Here is a 20,749-nt window from a genome sequence, read left to right as displayed (position 1 = left end):
AACCTACATACTTCCCGACGTCGAACTGGTGAGTATGACAGACAACGCCGTCGAACACCGCCGACTCATCATCGCCGGCACCGGGATCGCCGGGCTCTCCGCGGGCATCTACGCCGCGCGGTCGAACAACGACCCCCTGCTCATCGAGGGGGACGAGCCGGGCGGCCAGCTCACGCTCACCACCGACGTGGAGAACTACCCCGGCTTCCCCGAGGGGATCTCCGGGCCGGACCTGATCAACGACATGAAAGCGCAGGCGACGAAGTTCGGCGCCGAGACCCGAAACGGGGTCATCGAGGACGTCACCAAAGAGCCCGCGGGCCACTTCCGCGTCGAGCTCTCCGACGGCGACGTCTACACCGCCGACGCCTTCATCGCCGCCTCGGGCGCCAGCGCCCGCACGCTGGGCGTCCCTGGCGAGGACGAGCTGATGGGGTACGGGCTCTCGACGTGCGCGACCTGCGACGGCGCGTTCTTCCGCGACGAGGACATGCTCGTCGTCGGCGGCGGCGACGCCGCGATGGAGGAGGCGAACTTCCTGACGAAGTTCGCGGACACCGTCTACGTCGCCCACCGCCGCGAGGAGTTCCGCGCGGAGGACGTGTGGATTGAGCGCACGATGGAGAAGGTGGAGGACGGCGAGATCGAACTGCTCCTCAACACCGAGCTCACCGAGATCCACGGCACTCCCGAGGAAGGCGTCGACCATGTCACCCTCGTCGAGCACCCGGACGGCCACCCCAAAGAGAAGCTCGACGACCCCGCCACCGCCGACGAGGTCGACGAGTACGACTTCGACGTGGGCGCCGTCTTCTTCGCCATCGGCCACACGCCGAACACCGACTTCCTCGAAGGCACCGGGATCGAGACCGACGACGACGGCTACCTCATCACCGAGGGCGGTCGCGGCGGGAACCAGACCGCGACCGGCGTCGAGGGGCTGTTCGGCGCGGGCGACGTGGTGGACTTCCACTACCAGCAGGCGGCCACGGCCAGCGGGATGGGCGTGAAGGCCGCGCTCGACGTCGACGAGTACCTCACCGAGCGCGAGCGCGCCGGCGAGCTGTACGAGCCCGAAGTCGACGCGGCGGCCGCGGACGACTGAGCGACACCGGTAGCGACTCTTTATAAACGAATTCTGCTGTCGGCGCGCGCCTCCGAGCGGTCGCCACCGGCGACCGCGAGGAGTGCCGCGCGAGGGACGCGGTGAGCGCTCGGAGAGCGCGAACCGCGAGGCTGGGGAGGTGTGAGGCTGCGGTTGCGTTCCCGCGAGCGATAGNGGGACTCAAAGGGGCAGTCGCGAGGACGAAGCACGACGACGTAAGGACCGCAGGAGCGAGCGAAGCGAGCGACGAGGACCGCAGCGAGTCGCGCGAGTCGTCGCGACTGTGGCTTTGGAGGTGTTCACCGCGGGGTCACTGGAGTCTGTTTATAAGTGATCAGCGAAAAACCGATTCAGACCGACGAACTCCTACTCGTCGCGGTCGACGACGACGGTGCGGCCGGTGAGCCGTTCGGGCTCGAACCGGTACAGCTCGATGTCGAGGTCCGCCTTCCCCTCGGCCCAGATCTCGAACAGGGGCCGTTGCGCCTCGCCGTACTGCGCGATCGTCTCGGGCGTGAGATCGGCGAGGTCGACCCGGTGGAGGGTCCCGACGCCGACGACGCTCGCGTACTCCTCGCGGCCGCCCTTCCCGCCCTTCCCGCCCTCCTCGTACACCACGATTCGGGCCTGCGGGTCGGACGCGAGGAACTCTCGCTTCTCGCTGTCTGGCGTCGACACGAGCCGGAGGAAGGCGTTCCGCGACTCCTCGTCGAACCCGTACGAGATCGGGATCGCGTACGGAGTCTCGTCTCGCGCGAGGGACAGCACCCCGGTCTCGTGCCGGGACAGGAGCGCGTCGACCTCCGCGTCGGACATCTCGACCTCGCTTCTCGTCGCCATACGCGATCCTCTGGGTACGAGGGGATAAAGGACACGAGAGCGGACGAGGGGGAGCCGACGGCTGTCGGTGGCGGAGGCCCGCGACGGGACCCGGGAGTTGGGCAGACCGAGGGAGACGACGACCGCTACGCGGTCTGAGGGTCCGCGATGTCGCCCTCGGTAACGGGGGCGCCGCAGACGACACAGCCCGTTTCGAGCAGCGTCGCCCGCATCGCGTCGTCCACCTCGATCGACCGGCGACACTCCGGACAGACGAAGGTGTGCGTCCGTGGGCTCATGGCGAAGAGTACGACACCGATCCACATGAAGGATGGATCGGATTCCTGAGGGTTCGGAATCCGGCGAGCCGGGGCCCCGAGGGTCGCGAGCGACGAGGAGGGGAGTTCAGTCGAGCAGCGTCGAGAGCAGTTTCCGCTGCGCGGCCGCGATATGTTCCGAAAACGTCGACCGGTCGATGCCGAGCGACTCGGCGACCTCCCCGGCGTTGGCCCCCTTCGGGTGGTCGAAGTAGCCGGCGTCGTAGGCGGCGGTGAGCACCTCGCGCTGGCGCTCGGTCAGTTCGCTCCGGTCGACGGTGACCAGGTCAGACTCCTCGGGCGTCGACGACGACTGGAGCAGCCGCAACACCTGCATGTCGGCGCAGTGCTCTCGAAACTCGTCGAGCACGGAACGGAGCGTCGGCAGGTCGGTCGCGTGGAAAGTGACGAGCAGTCGCCCGTCCCGGATGGTGGTCTCCGAGGCGGGGACGCCGTGCCGGTCGAGCACCGCGAACGGCGATCCCTCGGCCCAGGGCGCCTCGAACCGGTATGCGGCCTTGGCGCCGTAGTCGAACACGACCTCGACGCCCTCGGGAACCGAGAGGTCCGCGTCGGCGATGAACTCGAGGACGACAGTCTCCGGGTCGTCGACCGGCGTACTGCGCGCGACGCTGTAGATCGGCGTCGACCCGTCGACCACGCCGTCGAACGGGGAGGGCGACGCCGTCGGGAGCGAGACCTCCGCTCTGATTCCGGATCCCATCTGCGTCCGTTCGTGTCCGCCCCCCGGCAAAACGTTGACGCCGTCGGGGCGGCGTCACTGCCGGAGGCAGCTCGCAGGCGCCACCGATCGACTCTCCCTTATAAAACACCCCTCATATGCAGGGCCGGTGTTGGGGTGGACGGAGCCACCACGTACATCCATGAAGCGACACGCGCCGCAGGCGACCGGACCGACGACCGCGACGGAAGGAGACGAGACGCTCGACGACACGTTCGAAGCGCTCGCCGACCCCGACTGCCGGGCGATCCTCGGGGCCGCCGACACGGCGATGACGACGAGCGAACTGGCCGAGGCCTGCGACATCGCGCTCTCGACCGCGTACCGCAAGGTCGAACGGCTCAGCGAGACCCCCCTGCTGGTCGAGGGCGTCCGCTTCGACCCAGACGGGGACCACGCGGCGGAGTACACGCGGGGCGCGACCGACGCCACCATCGAGCTCGGCGACGACGGCGTCACGCTGACCGTCGACGACTCGGCGGCCGACCCGGTGAGCGCCGCGTTCGACACCACCGGCGTCTCGGCCGACTGAGGCGCCATCCGACCGATCGAGAGCACGTCTCGCGGAGCGATCGATCGCTTCCCTCGGCCGACCGACACGCGGCCGAGAAATTTCTCACGTGATAATCGGGAGATTAGCCTTATCACCGACCTCGGAAAGCGGTACCCGTATGACCGAGTCTCCGGATCCCGCCGCTCTTCTGGATCTCGCCGGAGACAAGATCGCCGTTCTCGACGAGGAGGGGATCTACCGGCACCTCAACGCGTCCGTCGCCGACCTACTCGGGTTTCGAGCGGAGGAACTCGTCGGGACGGACGCCTTCGCGCGAGCACATCCCGACGACGAGGGGCGACTTCGGGAGGCCTTCGCGCGGATCGTCGCCGAGGATCCGGGAGCCAGCGAGTCGCTGGAGTACCGGTACGGCACCGCCGACGACGAGTGGGTGTGGCTCCGGACGACGGTGCATCCGCCCGGCGAGACGGGAATCGACGGCTACGTGGTGACCTCGCGGGACATCACGGCCGAGGTCGAGTCCCGGCGCCGGCTGGAGACGATCGCGTCGGTGTCCTCCGACGTGTTTTGGATGTTCTCCGCCGAGTGGGACGAACTGCTGTTCGTCAACGACGCCGCCGAGGAGGTGTTCGGCGTGTCACCGGACGCGCTCGAACGGAGTCCCACGAGGTTCCTCGACGCGGTCCACCCCGACGACCGCCCCTACGTCGAGCGGGCGATGCAGCGGCTCTCGAACGGCGGGTCGACGCTGATCGATTACCGATTGGGTTCCGCCGACGGAACCACGAAGTGGGTCCGCGTGCCCGGCGAACCGGTGACGGAGAACGGCGAGGTCGTCGCAGTCGCGGGGTTCGCTCGCGACGTCACCGAGGAGTACCGCCGCGAGCGACAGCTCGCCGTGATGGACAACCTCCTGCGGCACACGATCCGCAACGACATGAACATCGTCGACGGGACCGCGGAGCGCATCGTCGATTCCGTCGACGAGTCGGACGCGTTCGATCCGGAGGCGTGGGACGACGGCGTCGCGGCCGCGGGGGACGACCCCGACGGGCCGGAAGCCACCGACACCGACGGGCCGGAAGCCGCCGGCGCCCAGATCGACCCCGACGACCTCGCCGCGCTCGGCGCCGACCTACAGGAGCACGCGGAGACGATCCGCCGGATCGCCTCCGACCTGTTGACGACGGCGGAGAAGCAGCGTGGCGTGATCGACCTGCTTCGACAGCGCGGATCGCCCCGATCGGTCGAGGTCGCACCCGTGGTCGAGGAGGCGCTCGGCATGGTCGTCGACGACTGCGACGAGGCGATCGACATCGCCTATCGCGAGCCGGACGACAGTGCGGGCACCGTGGGAAGCGGAGCCGGAGACGGGACCGAAAGCGCGGGCTGGGCGACCGGCGGCGAAGCGGCGGGCGGGAAGCCGAAAGACGCCGACTCGATGTCCCCGCAGATATCGGTCTCGTACCCGCCGAACGCGAGGGCGTTCACGCATCCGGAGCTCGACTACGCGATCGCCGAGCTGGTCGAGAACGCCCTCGAACACGCGGACTCGACGCCGCGGATCCGGATCGACGTGCGCGCGGGCGACGAGGCGATCCAGGTGTCGATCCGGGACAACTGCCCGCCGATCCCGGTCGAGGAGCGGTACGTCATCACCGACCGGTGGGAGATGGACGACCTCCGGCACACCGGGGGGATGGGCCTGTGGCTCGTGTACTGGGTCGCGAACCGGTCGGGCGGCGACCTGACCTTCGACACCCACGCCGGCGGGAACGTCGTGACCCTCTCCGTCCCGAACGCGAAGTCCGGCGCGGCCGCCGAGGAGCCGAGAGACGTGAGCGCCTCGAAGCGTCCGAGGACCGCCGCAGTCGGTGGATCGGACACGCAGATGCGGACGGACGGGTCTGCCCCCTCGGATCCGGACCGCCGCGATTCGGAGCCCGAGGGGCCCGACGACTCGGACTGAACGGGCGGGCCGTTCGACGGAGCGAAGGCGAAAGCGAGGGAATGCACGGTCGGACGGGAGATCACATCATCGGTCCTCGAACGATCGGGCGCCGATGCGATCGGTCGTTCATTAATAATCAGAGCATGGGAAAGCTCCCGTCGATCTTAAACCGTCGGTGCGTGTATCTAAACACCGATGGGTACGCTCAACGAGCTGTTCGACCCGGACCGGGTCGCCGTCGTCGGCGCGACCGCCCGAGAGGGGGCCGTCGGCCGCGCCGTCACGTCGAATCTGCTCGACGACTTCGACGGCGACACCGTTCCCGTCAACCCGAACTACGACGAGGTGCTCGGGACGGCCTGCGTCGACGAGGTGGCCGACGCGGACGCCGACGTCGCCGTGATCGTCGTGCCGCCGACGATCGTGCTAGACGCGATCGAGGCGTGCGGCGAGGCCGGCGTCCGGAACGTCGTCGTGATCACCGCCGGGTTCGGCGAGACGGGAGAGGACGGGGCCGCGAGGGAGCGACGCCTCGCGGAGATAGCCGACGAGTACGACCTGAACCTCGTCGGCCCCAACAGCCTGGGGATCATGTCGACGCCCTCGGGCATGAACGCGACGTTCGGGCCGGAGAACGCGCTCCCGGGCGGGCTCTCCTTCATGAGCCAGTCCGGGGCGTTCGTCACCGCGGTCCTCGACTGGGCCAACGACAACGGGATCGGCTTCAAGGACGTGGTCTCGCTGGGAAACAAGGCCGTCTTAGACGAGACCGACTTCGTCGACCACTGGGGGGGCGACGAGGAGACCGACGTGATCATCGGCTACCTCGAAGGGATCGAGGACGGTCGCGAGTTCATCGAGACCGCCCGCGAGACGACGCAGGACACCCCGATCGTCGCCGTGAAGTCCGGCAGGACGAGCGCGGGCGCGCAGGCCGCCTCCTCGCACACCGGCACGCTCGCCGGTTCCGACAAGGCGTACGAGGCCGGTCTCGATCAGGCGGGCGTCATCCGCGCCGAGTCGGTCGACGAGCTGTTCGACTCGGCGGGCATCCTCGGGAGCCAGCCGCTCCCCGACACCGACAGCGTCGCCATCGTCACCAACGCCGGCGGCCCCGGCGTGATGGCGACCGACGCGGTCGGCGACGCCGACCTCGACATGGCGTCGTTCACCGGTCAGACGACCGATCGGCTCGCCGAGTCGATGCCGGGGGAGGCGAACATCCACAACCCGGTCGACGTGATCGGCGACGCCGACGTGGAGCGGTTCCGCGAGGCCCTGGAGATCACCGTCGCCGACGACAACGTCGGGGCCGCCCTGGTGCTGGCCGCGCCGACCGCGACGATCGACTTCGCTGACCTCGCGGACGCGGTCAGCGAGGTGAGCGACGAGATGGACGCGCCCGTCGCCGCCTGCCTGATGGGCGGCGACCGGACCCGCGAGCCGAAACAGCAGCTCCAGGCGAAGGGGATCCCCTGTTACTTCGACCCCGCCCGCGGGATCGAGAGCCTCGCGACGCTGGCGCGGTACCGCGACATCAAGGAGCGCGAGTACGCCGAACCCATGTCGTTCGATGTCGACCGAGAGCGCGCTCGCGAGATCCTCGAAACGGTCCGCGACCGCGACGACAACCGACTCGGCGTCGAGGCGATGGAGCTGCTCGACGCGTACGGGATCCCCACGCCCGACGGCGAGATCGTCGACACGCCAGAGCGCGCCGCGGAAGTCGCCGCCGACATCGACGGCGACGTGGTGATGAAGATCGTCTCGCCCGACATCCTCCACAAGTCCGACATCGGCGGCGTCGCCGTCGGCGTCGCGGACGGCGAGGTGGCGGACACCTACGAGGACCTGATCACCCGCGCGCGAAACTACCAGCCGGACGCGACCGTGCTCGGCGTCCAAGTCCAGGAGATGGTCGACTTAGAGGACGGCGTCGAGACGATCGTCGGGATGAACCGCGACCCGCAGTTCGGCCCGCTCCTGATGTTCGGGCTCGGCGGCATCTTCGTGGAGGTAATGGAGGACACCACCTTCCGCGTCGCGCCCGTCTCCGAGCCGGAGGCCCGCGAGATGACCGAGGAGATCCAGTCGGCGCCGCTGCTGCGCGGCGCCCGCGGCCGCGACCCGGTCGACGTCGACGCCGTGATCGAGACGATCGGCCGGCTCTCCCAGCTAGTCACCGACTTCCCGGCGATTCTCGAACTCGACATCAACCCGCTCGTCGCACTGCCCGACGCCGACGGCGGCACGAACGCCGCCGCCGTCGACGTGAGACTCACCGTCGACCCGGAGGAACTCGACCAATGACAGACACCACCACGACACTCGTCACCGCGACCGGAGACAGCGCCGGAAAGACAGCGATCACCGTCGCCTTGGCGCGGCTGGCCGCCGACCGCGACCGCAGCGTCGGCTACATGAAGCCGAAGGGGACGCGGCTCCAGTCGAACGTCGGCAAGACGCTCGACCAGGACCCGATGCTCGCCCGCGAGGTGCTCGATCTGGACGCCGAGATGCACCAGATGGAGCCCGTCGTCTACTCGCCGACGTTCGTCGAGGGCGCGATCCGCGGCACGGAGGACGCCGGCGCGCTCCGCGACCGGATCCGCGAGGAGTACGAGGAGCTCGCGGCCGACCGCGACCACATGTTCGTCGAGGGCGGCGGCCGCTGGACCACCGGCGGCGTCGTCGACCTCACCGACGTGGACGTGGCGGAGCTGCTCGACGCGCGGGTCGTGCTGGTCGCCGGCTACGACTCCCCGAACGACCTCGACGACGTGCTCGCGGCCGCCGACGCGTTCGGCGACCGGCTCGCCGGCGTCGTGTTCAACAAGGTCTCCGACGACGCGTTCGAGTCGCTCGATCAGGACGGGATCCCGTTCCTCGAGTCGAAGGGGATCACCGTGTTCGGCGCCATCCCCTCCGAGAAGGAGCTCGCCGGCGTCACCGTCGGCGAGCTCGCGGACGAGCTCGGCGCCGAGCTCCTGACCGACGCCCCGACCGACGGCTTCGTCGAGCGCTTCCTCGTGGGCGCGATGGGCGGCGACGAGGCCCTCCGGTACTTCCGGCGCGCCCGCGACGCCGCCGTCATCACCGGCGGCGACCGCGCCGACGTTCAGACCGCGGCGCTCGAGGCCTCCGGCGTCGCCTGTCTCGTGTTGACCGGCGGACACCGCCCCTCGGGCGCCGTGCTCGGGAAGGCGGCCGACGCCGGCAAGCCCGTCCTCGCGGTGAACACCGACACGGTCACCGCCATCGACCGCGCTGAGGGGATCGTCCGCGGCGGCCGGACGCGCGACGCGCGCACCGTCGAGCGGATGGCGGAGCTGCTCGACGCTCACGTCGACGTGGACGCGCTGGTCTGAGTCGATCCCGCCGCCCAGCGGGGTGGATCCCCCTCGCGTCCCCCGCCGCGGGCGAACGTCTGACATACTGTTTTCAGGGAGGACGACGTAGGGCGCGTATGACCAGTCTCTCGGAGGCGTACGGCGGGCGGGGGCGCTCCGAGGTCGACCCGCGCCGGCTGTACCTCGGTGTGGGCTCGTTCGTCGCCGGAACGCTGCTCCTCGTCGCCGGACTCCTCGTGGCCGCGGAGGTCGTCCTCCCGAGCGGCTACAGTTCCGGCGAAGCGCGGCGCCTCGGCGGCGTACTCGGCGGCGTGGGCGTCCCCCTGGTGTTTCTCGGCGTGATGACCGTCCTCCCGGCGGACCGTAACACCCGCGTCGCCGCGATCGTCGGGGCGGGCGTGATGGGCCTCGGCGTCGCGCTGTTCGCGTACGCCTACCCGTACCACTGGGTCGGCGGACCGCGTCCCGAGCTCGCGGACCTCACGCTGCCGACCGCGGGGCTGTACTTCGTCGGCGCCGCGACGACCCTGTGGAGCGTGTTCGTCGGCGTCGCCAACTTCAAGACACGGAACGACCCGGGCGGCACCGTCACGATGGAGGTGACCCACAAAGGCGAGACGAAGGTGATCGAGGTCGACCGCGCCGAACTCAACCGCGGCGGCGGCGTCGGTCTGCTCGGTGGCACCCCCGACGGCGACGTGGAGACGCAGACGAACCGGCGCGGTGAGAGCGCCTCCGGGTCGAACTCCGCCGATTCCGCCGGAACGGGGAGCGGATCGAACGCCGCCGGGTCGAGCCCCGCCGGATCGCGGTCGACCGGCGGCATGGAGGCACCGGGGACGGGCACCACGGGCGTGAGCGACGGCGGCGCGACCGCGACCGACATCCGATCTCCGCTCGACGAGGAGGGGGAGAACGGCTCTGAGGGGTCGTCCGGCCCGAGCGGTCCGGTCACTCCAGGAGCCTCGCCCGCCGCGCGCGACGGCCCGGGCGACACCTACTGCGGGAACTGCGCGCAGTTCGACTACGTCCGCACGGAACAGGGGATGCAGCCGTACTGCGGCCACCACGACGAGCTGATGGACGACATGGACGCCTGCGAGGAGTGGACGCCGCGGTGACTGAGTCGGGAGACGAGCCCCCTGCCCCTTTTCAAGCCGGATCCGCCGACGGAAGCTGCGACTCCGCGACCGCGAACGCGAGCGTACTCAACACGGCGGTGAGCGTCCCGGCCGCGAGCGCCATCGCGAGGTCGGAGAGCCCGAGCGACGTGACGCCGGGCGCGGTCGGCAGGAAGAACCCCGAGACGGCGTACAGCACGACCGCGATCGAGAGCACGTAAAAGGGCGCGTTGAGGTACCGCCACCGGAACCGCCCCGCGAGGTACTCGTCCGTGATCTGCCCGAGGCTGGAGGTGACGCCGGCGACCGCGAGCCACTGGACGAAGCCGTGGACGAACGCCGCGAGCGCGACGCCGGCGGTGACGCCCCCGCCGCGGACGCCGCGGACGACGTCGACCGTCTCCATCCCCTGGACCCCGCCGACGACGATCAGTGCGAGCGCGACGACGTAGGTGACCAGCGTCACTCGGCCGGTGTAGAGCACGTTGCGGACCGACGCGGCCGCGCCGTCGACCGTGTCTTCGAGACCGAGCCCGCGGAACAGCGAGTAGAGCCCGACGATCCCGGAGAGGATCCCGAGGACGGCCGCGCCGGCGACGTCGAACAGGTTGGCGACGACGACGAGCGGGTAGATCAGGAGGAGCACGCCGAGCGGCACCAGGATCGTGCCGCGGGTCTCCGGGTCTGCGAGAACCTGCTTGATCGTGTAGTAGAGCGATTCGAGGTCCTGCGCCTGCCGGACGACGACCCGGCGCATCCCGTCGATCGGCATCCGCGAGCGGATCACGGGGAGGACCGACTCGTCCTGCGCGCCGTCGGTGATGACGACCGCCGAGACCTCCTCGCCGGTCGACAGCTCCGCGAGCACGCGGTCGACCTCCTGACCCACCGCGCGGTTCGCCTTCACGTCGGAGCCGTCGACCCCGGTGACCGCGGCGACCTCGACCGCCTCGCCGCCGGCCGCCAGCTCGTCGTAGACATTGACGCCCTGAAAGAGAACGTTCACGTCGGAGTCCTCCGGGTCGGCGGTCGCGAGCGCGACCGCGGCTTCGGTGACCTCGTCGGCGCCGATGACGGGAGTGGGGATCCCCGTCTTCCGGCCGAGGTCGTCGTCGAGGTCGACGCAGAGGACGAGCAGCATCGTACCGAGCCTACGCGAGGGGACGCCATATGTTTTCGGCTCGGCGCGGCGTGGCGCGGCGTGGCGCGGCGCGAATTCGGCGACCGCGTCGGTGCGGCCGAGCGTCGGGTCCGCCGTACGTGCTGCTCGCCTTCGTCGCGCTCGCCGCGCCCGCGCTCCCCTAGCTCTCGTCGTTCGGCTCGTGTTCGAGCCCGTTCATCATCCCGCGGACGTTCTCGCCGTCGCTGAACGACGCGGGATACGCCGCGAGCGGAAGCACGAAGTCGTCGTCGACGCCGACCGGTTCGCCGATGTGCAGCTCCAGCTCGGTGCTCGCGCCCGTCCCCTCGATCTCGCCCTGGGCCGTGTACACGACGACCTCGGCGTCGGAGCCGAGGACCTCGGTCGTGTACTCCGAGCCGCGTTCGAGGTCGCCGACCCCGTCGTAGCGGCTCAGGATGATCTCGGCGCGCTCGCGGGTGCTGAACTCCGCGATCGGGTTGAGCGCCTGTCCGAGCACCTGTATCTGCGGCGTCGTCACCGCGGCGAAGACGGCGGCCTGGTAGCGCTCGCCGAACAGCTCGACGGCCTTGTCGTACTCGGCGACGGTGTTCGTCACCCGAACCTCGCGGGTCTGTCCGGCGACCTCGACCTCCCGGGAGAGCGTCTCCTCGGACACGTCGTTGAGTTCGTACCCGCTCTCGTCGAGCGTCGCGTCGCCGACCGTCGCGGTGCCGGCGGCGAACTCCGCAGGCTCGTCGCCGGTGGCGACGTCGAGCGCGGTACAGCCGGCGAGGCTCGCGAGCCCCAACGCGCCGCCGGCCGCGAGCGCCCGGCGACGGGTGACCGCGTCGCTCGCGTTCCGGTTCTCGACTGGCTCGTCGGCGGTCGGTCCTCGTTCCATGGTCGGCATTGACGAGGGCGGGGGTACATACTTTGTGTTCGAACGACCCGACCTGCGGCCGTGCCAACGCGTCTCCCGGGACCGTACGGTTCGGACGCTTTTTGAGGCCAGAGCCGGTAGATCGGGGTAGATGATCTCCAAGGGCTGTGAACAGTGCGCCAAGGGCGGGAAGATGGTGCTGTTCGTCTACGGCTACTGCGACCAGCGAGACTGCTTCTACTGCCCCCTCGGAGAGAACCGGAAGAACGTCACCGACGTGTACGCCAACGAGCGGAAGGTCGAGTCCGACGAGGACGTGATTCAGGAGGCCAAGCGCATGAGCGCGCTCGGCACCTCGATCACCGGCGGCGAGCCGCAGGAGGCGATGGGGAAGACGACCCGGTATCTCGAACTGCTGAAAGACGAGTTCGGCGAGGACCACCACACCCACCTCTACACCGGGATCCCGGGCGGCCGCGAGAACATGCGCCGCCTCTCCGAGGCGGGCCTCGACGAGATCCGCTTCCATCCGCCGCTGGAGATGTGGGGCGACATGCACGGCACCGAGTGGGAGGAGATACTCCATATCGCCCGCGAGGAGGGGCTCACGCCCGCCTTCGAGATCCCCGGCATCCGCGCGGAGCCGGAGTTCCTGGAGTTCTTGGACGAGGGCGCCGCCGAGTTCTGCAACATCAACGAGTTCGAGATGTCCGACGGGAACTACCGCCGGATGCAGGAGGAGGGCTTCGAACTGCAGGAGGGCCACATGTCCGCCGTCGAGGGGTCGAAAGACGACGCGATCGTCTCCGAGATGGCGAGCCACGAGAAGGTGTACTTCTGTACGTCCGTGTTCAAGGACGCCGCCCAACACCGGAACCGCCTGAAGCGGATGGCGAAGAACATCCGGCGCGAGTTCGACGAGGTGACCGACGACGGCACCCTCGTCTACGGGAAGGCGTTCGCCGACGCCGACCGCTTCGAGGCGCTCGGGGTCCCCGAGGAGTTCTACACCGTCAAGTCCGACCACGTCGAGGTCGCGTGGTGGCTCCTCGAGGAGATGGTCGAGGACGGCGACTTGGCGGAGGGCGAGATCGTCGAGCAGTACCCGACCGTGAACGGCACGGTGGTCGAGCGGACCCCGGTCGCCTGAGCGTCGCGTCTCGTTACCGATCTGTCCGTCACCCGCCGAACGAACCGTACCGACCGTGGGGCGAGTTCACGTACCACACTTATGAGGGAGCGATGCGTACCCTCGCACATGGCCTCCGAAGAACCCGTATTCGCCGACGTGAGCATCGGCCAGTCCGTGTACGACGAGGACGGAGACGAACTCGGAACGGTCCGCGGCGTCGACGACGACGGGTTCTACGTCTCGTCGCCGTCCGGGTCGGAGTCGCTGGGGCTCACCGACGCCCGCGACGTGTTCGGCACCGCCTACGTGATGTGGCGCTGCTGGGAGTGCGGCGAGATGGGCGAGATCGGGACGGAACTCCCCGAGAACTGCCCGAACTGCGACGCGCCACGCGAGGAGCTGTACTACTGGGCCGAGGACTGATCGTCGCCGTCGGCCTCCTCCGGCTCGTCGCTCACCCGCTCGCGGAGCCGTTCGACCTCCGCCTCCAGCTCCGCGATCCGGTCGGCGTCCGGCTCGTCGTCGGAGCGCAGCGTGAGGAACAGCACCGCGCCCGCGATGACGACGAGGGGGACGCCGAAGAGGAGCACGAAGATTATCAGGATGATCAACAGCTCCGGACCGCCGGGGACGCCGCCGAACGCGGGGACCGTCGGAAGCATGGGGCCACCAACTCGGCGACGCAACTAAAACGGATCGGGCGCGGGCGGCGAGCCTCGCCGCGACCGCGATCACCCCGCGTCGACGAAGTCGCCGAGGTTCGCCTGCAGCCCGGCCGCCATCGTCGACTTCCGCCGGAGGCGACCCAGCGATATCGGGAGGTGGTCGGCGACGCCGCGGACCGCCTCGCCGAACGTCTCGGCGGTCCCGAACTCGCCCTCGAACGCGTTCCGGACCGCCTCGCGCACCTGCCAGACGCCGACGGGGCCCCAGTAGTCGTCGGAGACGTGGCGCAACACGAGTGCCTTCGCCTGCCGCCCGCGGTCGTCGAGGTGTTCGAGGACGCCGAGCCGGGACGCGTAGTAGGCGCCCGCGGTCTCCTCGACGTAGCCGGTCCGGCCCTCGCGTCCCTCGCTGGCGGCCGCGAGGTAGACGCCCGCCTCCGGGTCGGGGTTCCAGATCGAGCCGGGCGACTTCATCTCGACGAGTTCGTACTCCCACCGTCCCGGCACCAGAATCACCCAGAAGGCGTTGCCGAGGTACTCGTTCCGATGGACCTCGATCCGGTCGACCGTCGGGGTGTCGCGGATCGAGCCGCGGAGGAACTGCCCGACCGTGTCGTCGACCGCCGTGATCGACCAGCGCGTCGGGACGAGCCGGCGGTTTCGTCCGCGGCCGAGCGCGCCCGCGGAGAGGATCGTGTTGATATCGTACACGTCGAATCCGCGGCGGTAGAGGTACGTCATCGCCCCCTCGGCGCGCCAGTCGTCGTCTTCGAGCGTCTTCTTCACCGGGCGCGGAACGTGCGGGTTCTCGCCGAGGTCGGCGGTCCGGGCCGCGGCGCGCGGTCCGGTCGGCGTCTTGATGTCCGCCGTGCCGATATCGAAGTCGAGGTCCGGGGTGCCGTCGAGCCCGATTTCGACGTCGACCGGGCGGTCGGCGATCGCGACCTCGCGCTGGACACCCAGCCAGCCGTCCCACGCGTCGTGGACGCTCTCGGCCGGGCCGTCACCGGTGCCGACCGACTTCACCCCGCCGGTCGCGCCGGCGTCCGCCACGTCGACCCCCCGCGTCGAGTTGAGCAGGCTGGTCCGCCGGTCGAACACGTCCGCGATGGAGACGCCCTCGTCGTACCACGCCGCGGAGGTCTCGAAGCGTTCGGCGCGGTCCTCGCGGCCGACCGGCGAGAGCAGGCCCGTGGAGACGTTCGGGTAGTTCGAGCGCCCGACGAAGATGGAGGGGGAGACGCTGCCGACCACGGCGTCGTCGGAGACGTGCTCTTCGAACCGCCGCTCGAAGGAGTCGAGGTGATCTAAGATCCCGTAATCCTTCTCGGCAGCGAGGCGCCGCCGCTCGGCGCGCTCGTTCGCCTCGAACTCGATGAACTCGTCGAGCCGCATTCGTCGACCGTTGGCGGCGCGGCGGCTTGAACGTTGCTGGCGGGCGAGTCGACGTGAAAACCGATTCCGCCGGCGACGCCTAACTGTGAATCCCCATCGCTTCGATCTGCTCCTGATACCGGTTGCGGATGGTGACCTCGGTCACCTGCGCGACGTCGGCGACCTCGCGCTGGGTCTTCTTCTCGTTACACAGCAGCGACGCGGCGTANTTGCGGATGGTGACCTCGGTCACCTGCGCGACGTCGGCGACCTCGCGCTGGGTCTTCTTCTCGTTACACAGCAGCGACGCGGCGTAGATCGCGGCGGCCGCGTATCCGGTGGGGGACTTCCCCGAGAGCAGTCCCTGGTCGGCCGTGGTCTCGATGATCTCGTTGGCCTTCGACTGCACCTCCTCGCTCAGTTCGAGCTCGGAGGAGAAACGGGGGACGTACTTCTTCGGGTCCACCGGGCGCATCTCCAGGCCGAGCTCCTGGGAGATGTAGCGGTACGTCCGCCCGATCTCCTTGCGGTCGACCCGCGACACGTCGGAGATCTCCTCGAGCGAACGCGGAATTCCCTCCTTGCGACAGGCGGCGTAGAGGGCGGCGGTGGAGACGCCCTCGATCGAGCGCCCCCGGATCAGGTCCTCGTTGAGCGCGCGTCGGTAGATGACGGAGGCGACCTCGCGTACCGATCGCGGGACGCCGAGCGCGCTGGCCATCCGGTCGATCTCCGAGAGCGCGAACTGGAGGTTGCGCTCGCCGGCATCCTTCGTCCGGATCCGCTCCTGCCACTTGCGCAGCCGGTGCATCTGCGACCGCTTCTTCGAGGAGATGGAGCGCCCGTAGGCGTCCTTGTCCTTCCAGTCGATCGTCGTCGTCAGCCCCTTGTCGTGCATCGTCTTCGTCGTCGGGGCGCCGACGCGCGACTTCTCCTGTCGCTCCGAGTGGTTGAACGCGCGCCACTCCGGACCGGGATCGATCTGCTCCTCCTCGATGATGATACCCGTCTCCTCGTGTATCAGTTCCCCGTCGGCCGTCCGGGTGAGTTCTTCCGGGTCGAACTCCTCGGGGTCCAACTCGTCGGCGTCGACCCCTTCGACCCCCTCGGCGTCGGTTTCGGTCTCGTCGGCGTCCTCGTCCCGCACACGCTGCCGGTCGTGATCCCGTTGCCGGGTTGGCCGTGTCATCGCATTTATATACTATCCAAACGAATTGACTTAAAAGTTCGTGAGGGTGCCGTGTTGTCACACGGCTCCGACGGTCGAACGCTGCACCACACCGGACGGACAGCCCTTTGTCCCGCGAGCGCGGAACCCGATCGAATGCCGACGATCGACTGCGATCCGGAGACGGCGCGGTCCCGCCTAGCAGACGCCGGCGTCCGGATCGATGAGGGGAACACCGCTCACGAGCGGTGGCGCGCGGAGCGGGAGGGCGCCGTCGCCGTCGCGTACGACGACAAGGTCGTCGTGCAGGGGAGCGACCCGACCCGCCTGACGGCCCTGCTAAACGAGGGCGGCGGGCGCGCACACGTTTACTTCGACGGCGCCTCGCGCGGGAACCCCGGTCCGGCCGCGGTCGGTTGGTGTCTGGTCACGTCCGACGGGATCGTCGCCGAGGGCGGCGAGCGGATCGGGCGCGCCACCAACAACCAGGCCGAGTACGCGGCGCTGATCCGCGCGCTGGAGGCCGCCGACGAGTACGGCTTCGACGAGATCGACGTGCGCGGCGACTCCCAGCTGATCGTCAAGCAGGTGCGCGGCGAGTGGAACGCCAACGATCCGGAACTCCGCGAGCGGCGGGTCCGCGTCCGGGAGCTGTTGGAGCGGTTCGACCGGTGGTCGATCGGCCACGTTCCGCGGGAGATAAACGACCGCGCCGACGATCTGGCGAACGAGGCACTCGATGACGCGAACTAACGACGAGCCCCCGGAGTGGGCGAAAGAGCGGGCCCGTGAAGTGATGGCGGCGGAGGAACCGAGCGACGACGGGGAGACGGGAGAAACCGGCGGCGGGGGCGCGGAGGGCGGTGCAGCCGACGGCGACCGCGTCCCCGACGTGCCGGCCGAGAGCGTCGACGAGGCCGAGCGGCTCACCCGGCTCGCTCGGCGGACGGAGAGCGAGGCGGCCGCCGCGTTCTACCGCGAGCGCCGCGACGAGCTGGTCGAGGGGCACGACTACGTCCCGCGGCTCCGCGAGGAGGACGACACGCTGGTGCTGTACCCCGAGGAGTGGATGGAGGACGGAACCGTCCAGCTCGACCGGATCGAGACGACAGACCGGGCCGTGGAGGTGTCGCTGTCAGGACCCGGCGACGCCGACCGCTACCGCGAGATCGCCGCGTACAACGACGCGGTCGCCGACGCGGTCGCCGACGCGCACGGCGATCCGCACGCCGACACCGCCGAGAGCTTCGCGGCGTTCATGAGCAACCACTACGTGCGCGCGGTCGACGACGCGACGCCCGACATGCGCGCGGAGTTCCGCGAGGAGTACCTCCCGCGGAACGGCTGGCCGAGCGACGAGCAGCTAGCCGTCGTCGACGAGTCGCTGGACGTGATCGAGTCGGCCGCGGCGGACGTTGACGGTCCCGAAGAGTCGTAGACCGGGGGGTTCGGAGTCCACAGAGCGGGGGCTCAGCGGTCGAGCGTGCGCGGCTTTCGCCGCGCGCGTGTGCCAGAAATGTCGGTTGCCGCTCGGGACGCCGGTGACGCGGTCGTCGTTACTCGTTGAGCAGGGCGCGGACCTCGTCCGCGCGCGCCTCGTCGGTGACGAACCGGTCGAGGACCCATTCCAGCTGGCCGAGGACGGCGTCGTGCCCCGCCTCGGTGAGCTCGTACTGGTTGGTCCGCTTGTCGAGCTCGCTCTTCTCGACGAGCCCGTCCTCGACGAGGTCGTCGAGGTTCGGGTAGAGCCGCCCGTGGTTCACCTCGGAGCCGTAGTACGACTCGAGCTCGCGTTTGATCGCGAGCCCGTACATGGGCTCCTCCGAGAGGATCCCGAGGATGTTCTGTTGGAACGCCGTCAGGTCCGCCGCCGTCCGCGTCGTTACCTCATCAGTGACTGATTGTGCCTCTGACATAGTTGAGTTAAGGGAACCCGAACTTATAACCCTTCTCAAGGTTTACAAATGTTTTAATACTTCATCGCCACTCAAACCAGCGAATCATGCCGATACCTGTGGTAACGAGTTCGAACGGTTCGATCCGGCGTGATCTCGTGATCGAGTGATCTACTACCGTGAGCGCAGATACACGACAATTTATCGACGGAACGCGAGCGTTTAGACGAAATACGTCACTCGGAATAGCGGTGTATCTCGCCGGATACTGCGCGTCCCGAGGGAGAGCACAGGACTCAGAGAGAGAGAGCGGTATTGCTCCGTAGAATACGGCGTTGAGGCGGGTGAGGTGGTGTTTCGCCACGAGGACCGGTATGGGCAGGGGAGATGGCCGACTGAAAGCCGACGGGGGAGATCGTCCGTCGGCGGAAGTCACGGCGAGAACCCGAAAAGACTTTGCGAGCCATAGACGGAGTGCCTCGTACATGGCCAACCTCTGGGAAGACCTCGAGACGGGACCGAACGCGCCGGACGAGATCTACGCCGTCGTTGAGTGTCTCAAAGGCGAGCGGAACAAGTACGAGTACGACAAGGACATCCCCGGCGTCGTCCTCGACCGCGTGCTCCACTCGAACGTCCACTACCCGTACGACTACGGCTTCATCCCGCAGTCGTACTACGACGACGAGGACCCCTTCGACGTGATGGTGCTCGTCGAGGACCAGACGTTCCCCGGCTGCGTGATCGAGGCCCGTCCCGTCGCGCTGATGAAGATGGACGACGACGGCGAGCAGGACGACAAGGTGATCGCGGTGCCGACCGAGGACCCGCGGTTCGACCACATCGACGACCTCGAAGACATCCCCGAGCAGATCCGCGACGAGATTGACGAGTTCTTCTCGACGTACAAGAACCTCGAAGCGGGCAAGGAGGTCGAGACCCTCGGATGGGAGGACAAGCAGGCCGCGAAGGACGCGATCGAACACGCACAGGACCTGTACGACGAGGAGTTCCAGTAAGCCCGACCGGGAAATCGAGACGCCCCGATCCCTCGATCGGATAACCACCGAACATACCCATCGGCACTGCGGATGCGTTATGCCCATGGGTAATTTTTAGAGTGTGGGTCGAGTACGCGTAGGTAGAGCCATGAGCACACACAGCCAGCCGTCCGTCGGCATCGATCACCCGACGGTCGTCCCCGCCAACTTCGAGCCGGAGAACGACAGCGACGAATCCGGGGACGCGGCGGACGACGGACGCGCGGACCGGTAGCCGACTCAGGCGTTCTCGACGACCGCGGAGAGACGCCGAGCCTCGGCGACGAACGATTCGAACCGGTCGTCGACCCACTCGATCACGGCCGGATCCGTCGATTCGAGCACGCACCGAGGGTTGTTTCTGCGGTCGTAGGCGGCCACGCAGGCGATATCGTCGTACCGGAAGATCCCGTACTCGATCGGCTCCGGAGAGACGTGAACCGTCATGCCGTTGTCGCGGAGCGCCCGGTCGGTCGCCGGGCCGAACTCCGCGATCGACTCCTCGACCACGTCGCGGTCGATGACGAGTTCGACTTCGGCGCCCTCGTCGAGCGCCTCCGCCGCCGCGTCGTTGAACTGCCGGATGACGACGGGCGATACCGCGCGGATCTCCGAGCCGCTCCCCTCGCGCAGGAGCTCGGTGAGTCGGTCGACGACGGCGAGGGGGTTCCGTTCGGCTGCGACGGTCAGCTTCCCGGTGTCGACCGCCGACGGCGGGAAGTCGGCGCCGACGCGTTCGAGGTCGGCGGCGAACTGCCCGTACCGGTCCGCGAGTTCGATCTCGTCGAGCAACGCCTCGTACGCGTCGTGGACCCGTTCCCCGGTCGGCGTCACGTGGTAGGCCGCGTCGCGCTTGACGACCCAGTCCCGCTCGCGGAACCCGGAGAGGATGCGTTGGACCGTCGTCCGCGTCGCGTCGACCGCGGCGGTGAGGCCCGCCGGGCGACGCGGCTCGCCTCGGAGCGCGCGGAGCATCGCGACCCGGACGGGGGATCCGGCGAGATACTGTGCGCCGTCGTGTCCGTCGTCGCCCGTCATCGTGTGATCCCTGTGTACGGACACCGTACTGTTAACCGTACCGCGTTAGGCGCGGCGAGGCGGTCGGGCGCGCCGATCCGCGCGCCGTTCAGTCCCGCGATCCGCTCACGGCTGGTACCGGAACGAGACGACGGTTCCGATCGTGTCCTCGCCGTCGATCGCCTCGGTGGTGACGGTCGCGGCGACGACCGCGTCCGCGCCGAGCGCCTCCTCGATCACCGCGGTGAGCGCGTCGGGATCGGCGCCCTGCTGGAGCACCGGCACCCGCACCTGCCGGCGGTTGACGGCGACGTCGCCGAGGTCGTAGTCGGTGTGCTCGAACGCCTCTCGGACGGCCGCGTTGACGTCGGTCATAGTTCGCCCTCTGTCGGGGAAGCGGAAAAAACGGTAGGCCGAACCCCCGAAACCGGCTTCACGACGCCGGTCGTCGGTGGGAACGAACGAACGGACCGTCCGGTATCCCTGATTTAGCTTTTAATTTATTATTAAATAAGTATTCAAATATTACAGAATAG

Annotated in this window: 23 protein-coding genes; 12 read left to right on the top strand and 11 right to left on the bottom strand. The window is 68.7% G+C overall.

The window, feature by feature from the left end; all coding sequences use genetic code 11:
* The first annotated feature begins 34 nt into the window (after positions 1-34).
* Entirely contained in the window at positions 35-1,105 is a 1,071-nt protein-coding gene (locus C471_RS11535; RefSeq protein WP_049909339.1) for an NAD(P)/FAD-dependent oxidoreductase, read from the top strand.
* Between the two features lie 366 nt (positions 1,106-1,471).
* On the opposite strand, the gene C471_RS11530 is transcribed toward C471_RS11535, so the two are convergent.
* The 3 genes from C471_RS11530 to C471_RS11520 form a co-directional block, all read right to left on the bottom strand.
* Positions 1,472-1,945, bottom strand: a complete 474-nt coding sequence (locus tag C471_RS11530) for a pyridoxamine 5'-phosphate oxidase family protein (protein ID WP_004049204.1) — start codon at positions 1,943-1,945, stop codon at positions 1,472-1,474.
* Positions 1,946-2,070: 125 nt separating this feature from the next.
* Positions 2,071-2,223 (bottom strand): DUF7560 family zinc ribbon protein, encoded by a 153-nt coding sequence (locus tag C471_RS17730; RefSeq protein WP_169332431.1) that lies wholly within the window; start codon positions 2,221-2,223, stop codon positions 2,071-2,073.
* 106 nt (positions 2,224-2,329) lie between these two features.
* The gene (locus tag C471_RS11520; protein ID WP_004049201.1) at positions 2,330-2,965 is read right to left on the bottom strand and encodes a helix-turn-helix domain-containing protein; all 636 of its coding nucleotides are present in this window, start codon (positions 2,963-2,965) and stop codon (positions 2,330-2,332) included.
* Between the two features lie 160 nt (positions 2,966-3,125).
* Between C471_RS11520 and C471_RS11515 the strand changes: the two genes are divergently transcribed.
* From C471_RS11515 to C471_RS11495, 5 genes are all read left to right on the top strand, one after another.
* Positions 3,126-3,515: a winged helix-turn-helix domain-containing protein gene (locus C471_RS11515; RefSeq protein ID WP_004049198.1), complete on the top strand. Its 390-nt coding sequence runs from the start codon at positions 3,126-3,128 to the stop codon at positions 3,513-3,515.
* A 139-nt stretch (positions 3,516-3,654) separates the two neighbouring features.
* On the top strand, positions 3,655-5,466 hold the full coding sequence (locus C471_RS11510; RefSeq protein ID WP_004049197.1) for a PAS domain-containing protein: 1,812 nt from the start codon (positions 3,655-3,657) through the stop codon (positions 5,464-5,466).
* Positions 5,467-5,643: 177 nt separating this feature from the next.
* A complete protein-coding gene (locus C471_RS11505) occupies positions 5,644-7,758 on the top strand; it encodes an acetate--CoA ligase family protein (RefSeq protein WP_004049195.1) in 2,115 nt (704 codons plus the stop codon).
* On the top strand, positions 7,755-8,816 hold the full coding sequence (locus C471_RS11500; RefSeq protein ID WP_004049193.1) for a phosphotransacetylase family protein: 1,062 nt from the start codon (positions 7,755-7,757) through the stop codon (positions 8,814-8,816). The genes C471_RS11505 and C471_RS11500 overlap by 4 nt, the downstream gene beginning before the upstream one ends.
* Before the next feature lie 98 nt (positions 8,817-8,914).
* On the top strand, positions 8,915-9,919 hold the full coding sequence (locus C471_RS11495; protein WP_004049191.1) for a DUF7139 domain-containing protein: 1,005 nt from the start codon (positions 8,915-8,917) through the stop codon (positions 9,917-9,919).
* A 31-nt stretch (positions 9,920-9,950) separates the two neighbouring features.
* Here the strand turns inward: C471_RS11495 and C471_RS11490 are convergent, their stop codons facing one another.
* On the bottom strand, positions 9,951-11,060 hold the full coding sequence (locus tag C471_RS11490) for a DUF373 family protein (RefSeq protein ID WP_004049189.1): 1,110 nt from the start codon (positions 11,058-11,060) through the stop codon (positions 9,951-9,953).
* Between the two features lie 160 nt (positions 11,061-11,220).
* Positions 11,221-11,943 carry a DUF6517 family protein gene (locus C471_RS11485; RefSeq protein WP_004049187.1) on the bottom strand — a complete coding sequence of 241 codons (723 nt, stop codon included), beginning with the start codon at positions 11,941-11,943 and terminating at the stop codon, positions 11,221-11,223.
* A gap of 130 nt (positions 11,944-12,073) precedes the next feature.
* Between C471_RS11485 and C471_RS11480 the strand changes: the two genes are divergently transcribed.
* Together C471_RS11480 and C471_RS11475 are read left to right on the top strand one after the other, a co-directional pair.
* Positions 12,074-13,072, top strand: coding sequence for a radical SAM protein (locus C471_RS11480; RefSeq protein WP_004049185.1), 999 nt, complete (start codon positions 12,074-12,076; stop codon positions 13,070-13,072).
* A gap of 108 nt (positions 13,073-13,180) precedes the next feature.
* Complete coding sequence (locus C471_RS11475; RefSeq protein WP_004049183.1) at positions 13,181-13,477, top strand: DUF7130 family rubredoxin-like protein; 297 nt, start codon at positions 13,181-13,183, stop codon at positions 13,475-13,477.
* Here C471_RS11475 and C471_RS11470 read toward each other — a convergent pair.
* The 3 genes from C471_RS11470 to C471_RS11460 all read right to left on the bottom strand — a co-directional run bounded on the left by C471_RS11470 (position 13,459) and on the right by C471_RS11460 (position 16,282).
* The gene (locus tag C471_RS11470) at positions 13,459-13,716 is read right to left on the bottom strand and encodes a hypothetical protein (protein ID WP_004049181.1); all 258 of its coding nucleotides are present in this window, start codon (positions 13,714-13,716) and stop codon (positions 13,459-13,461) included. The genes C471_RS11475 and C471_RS11470 overlap by 19 nt on opposite strands.
* Positions 13,717-13,785: 69 nt before the next feature.
* Positions 13,786-15,114 (bottom strand): DNA repair protein NreA, encoded by a 1,329-nt coding sequence (gene nreA, locus C471_RS11465; protein WP_004049179.1) that lies wholly within the window; start codon positions 15,112-15,114, stop codon positions 13,786-13,788.
* A 79-nt stretch (positions 15,115-15,193) separates the two neighbouring features.
* On the bottom strand, positions 15,194-16,282 hold the full coding sequence (locus tag C471_RS11460) for a transcription initiation factor IIB (protein ID WP_049909336.1): 1,089 nt from the start codon (positions 16,280-16,282) through the stop codon (positions 15,194-15,196).
* A gap of 135 nt (positions 16,283-16,417) precedes the next feature.
* On the opposite strand from C471_RS11460, the gene rnhA reads away from it, so the two are divergent.
* Both rnhA and C471_RS11450 read left to right on the top strand, forming a co-directional pair.
* Positions 16,418-17,014: a ribonuclease HI gene (gene rnhA / locus C471_RS11455; RefSeq protein ID WP_004049175.1), complete on the top strand. Its 597-nt coding sequence runs from the start codon at positions 16,418-16,420 to the stop codon at positions 17,012-17,014.
* Positions 17,001-17,699, top strand: coding sequence for a DUF7108 domain-containing protein (locus C471_RS11450; protein ID WP_049909334.1), 699 nt, complete (start codon positions 17,001-17,003; stop codon positions 17,697-17,699). Before rnhA ends, C471_RS11450 begins: the two co-directional genes overlap by 14 nt.
* A 118-nt stretch (positions 17,700-17,817) precedes the next feature.
* On the opposite strand, the gene C471_RS11445 is transcribed toward C471_RS11450, so the two are convergent.
* Positions 17,818-18,177, bottom strand: a complete 360-nt coding sequence (locus C471_RS11445; RefSeq protein WP_004049172.1) for a PadR family transcriptional regulator — start codon at positions 18,175-18,177, stop codon at positions 17,818-17,820.
* A gap of 464 nt (positions 18,178-18,641) precedes the next feature.
* Here C471_RS11445 and C471_RS11440 point away from each other — a divergent pair, with 464 nt between their 5' ends.
* Positions 18,642-19,175 (top strand): inorganic diphosphatase, encoded by a 534-nt coding sequence (locus tag C471_RS11440; RefSeq protein WP_004049170.1) that lies wholly within the window; start codon positions 18,642-18,644, stop codon positions 19,173-19,175.
* 130 nt (positions 19,176-19,305) lie between these two features.
* On the top strand, positions 19,306-19,431 hold the full coding sequence (locus C471_RS18240) for a hypothetical protein (protein WP_004049168.1): 126 nt from the start codon (positions 19,306-19,308) through the stop codon (positions 19,429-19,431).
* Between the two features lie 5 nt (positions 19,432-19,436).
* On the opposite strand, the gene C471_RS11435 is transcribed toward C471_RS18240, so the two are convergent.
* Positions 19,437-20,234: a helix-turn-helix transcriptional regulator gene (locus C471_RS11435; RefSeq protein WP_004049166.1), complete on the bottom strand. Its 798-nt coding sequence runs from the start codon at positions 20,232-20,234 to the stop codon at positions 19,437-19,439.
* A gap of 105 nt (positions 20,235-20,339) precedes the next feature.
* Positions 20,340-20,588: a hypothetical protein gene (locus C471_RS11430; RefSeq protein ID WP_004049165.1), complete on the bottom strand. Its 249-nt coding sequence runs from the start codon at positions 20,586-20,588 to the stop codon at positions 20,340-20,342.
* Positions 20,589-20,749: the final 161 nt, after the last annotated feature.

It is taken from the genome of Halorubrum saccharovorum DSM 1137 (genome assembly GCF_000337915.1).
Classification (GTDB): Archaea; Halobacteriota; Halobacteria; order Halobacteriales; family Haloferacaceae; genus Halorubrum; species Halorubrum saccharovorum.
Note: the sequence above shows the minus strand (reverse complement) of the source record. Positions and strands in the feature narration are given on the sequence as shown.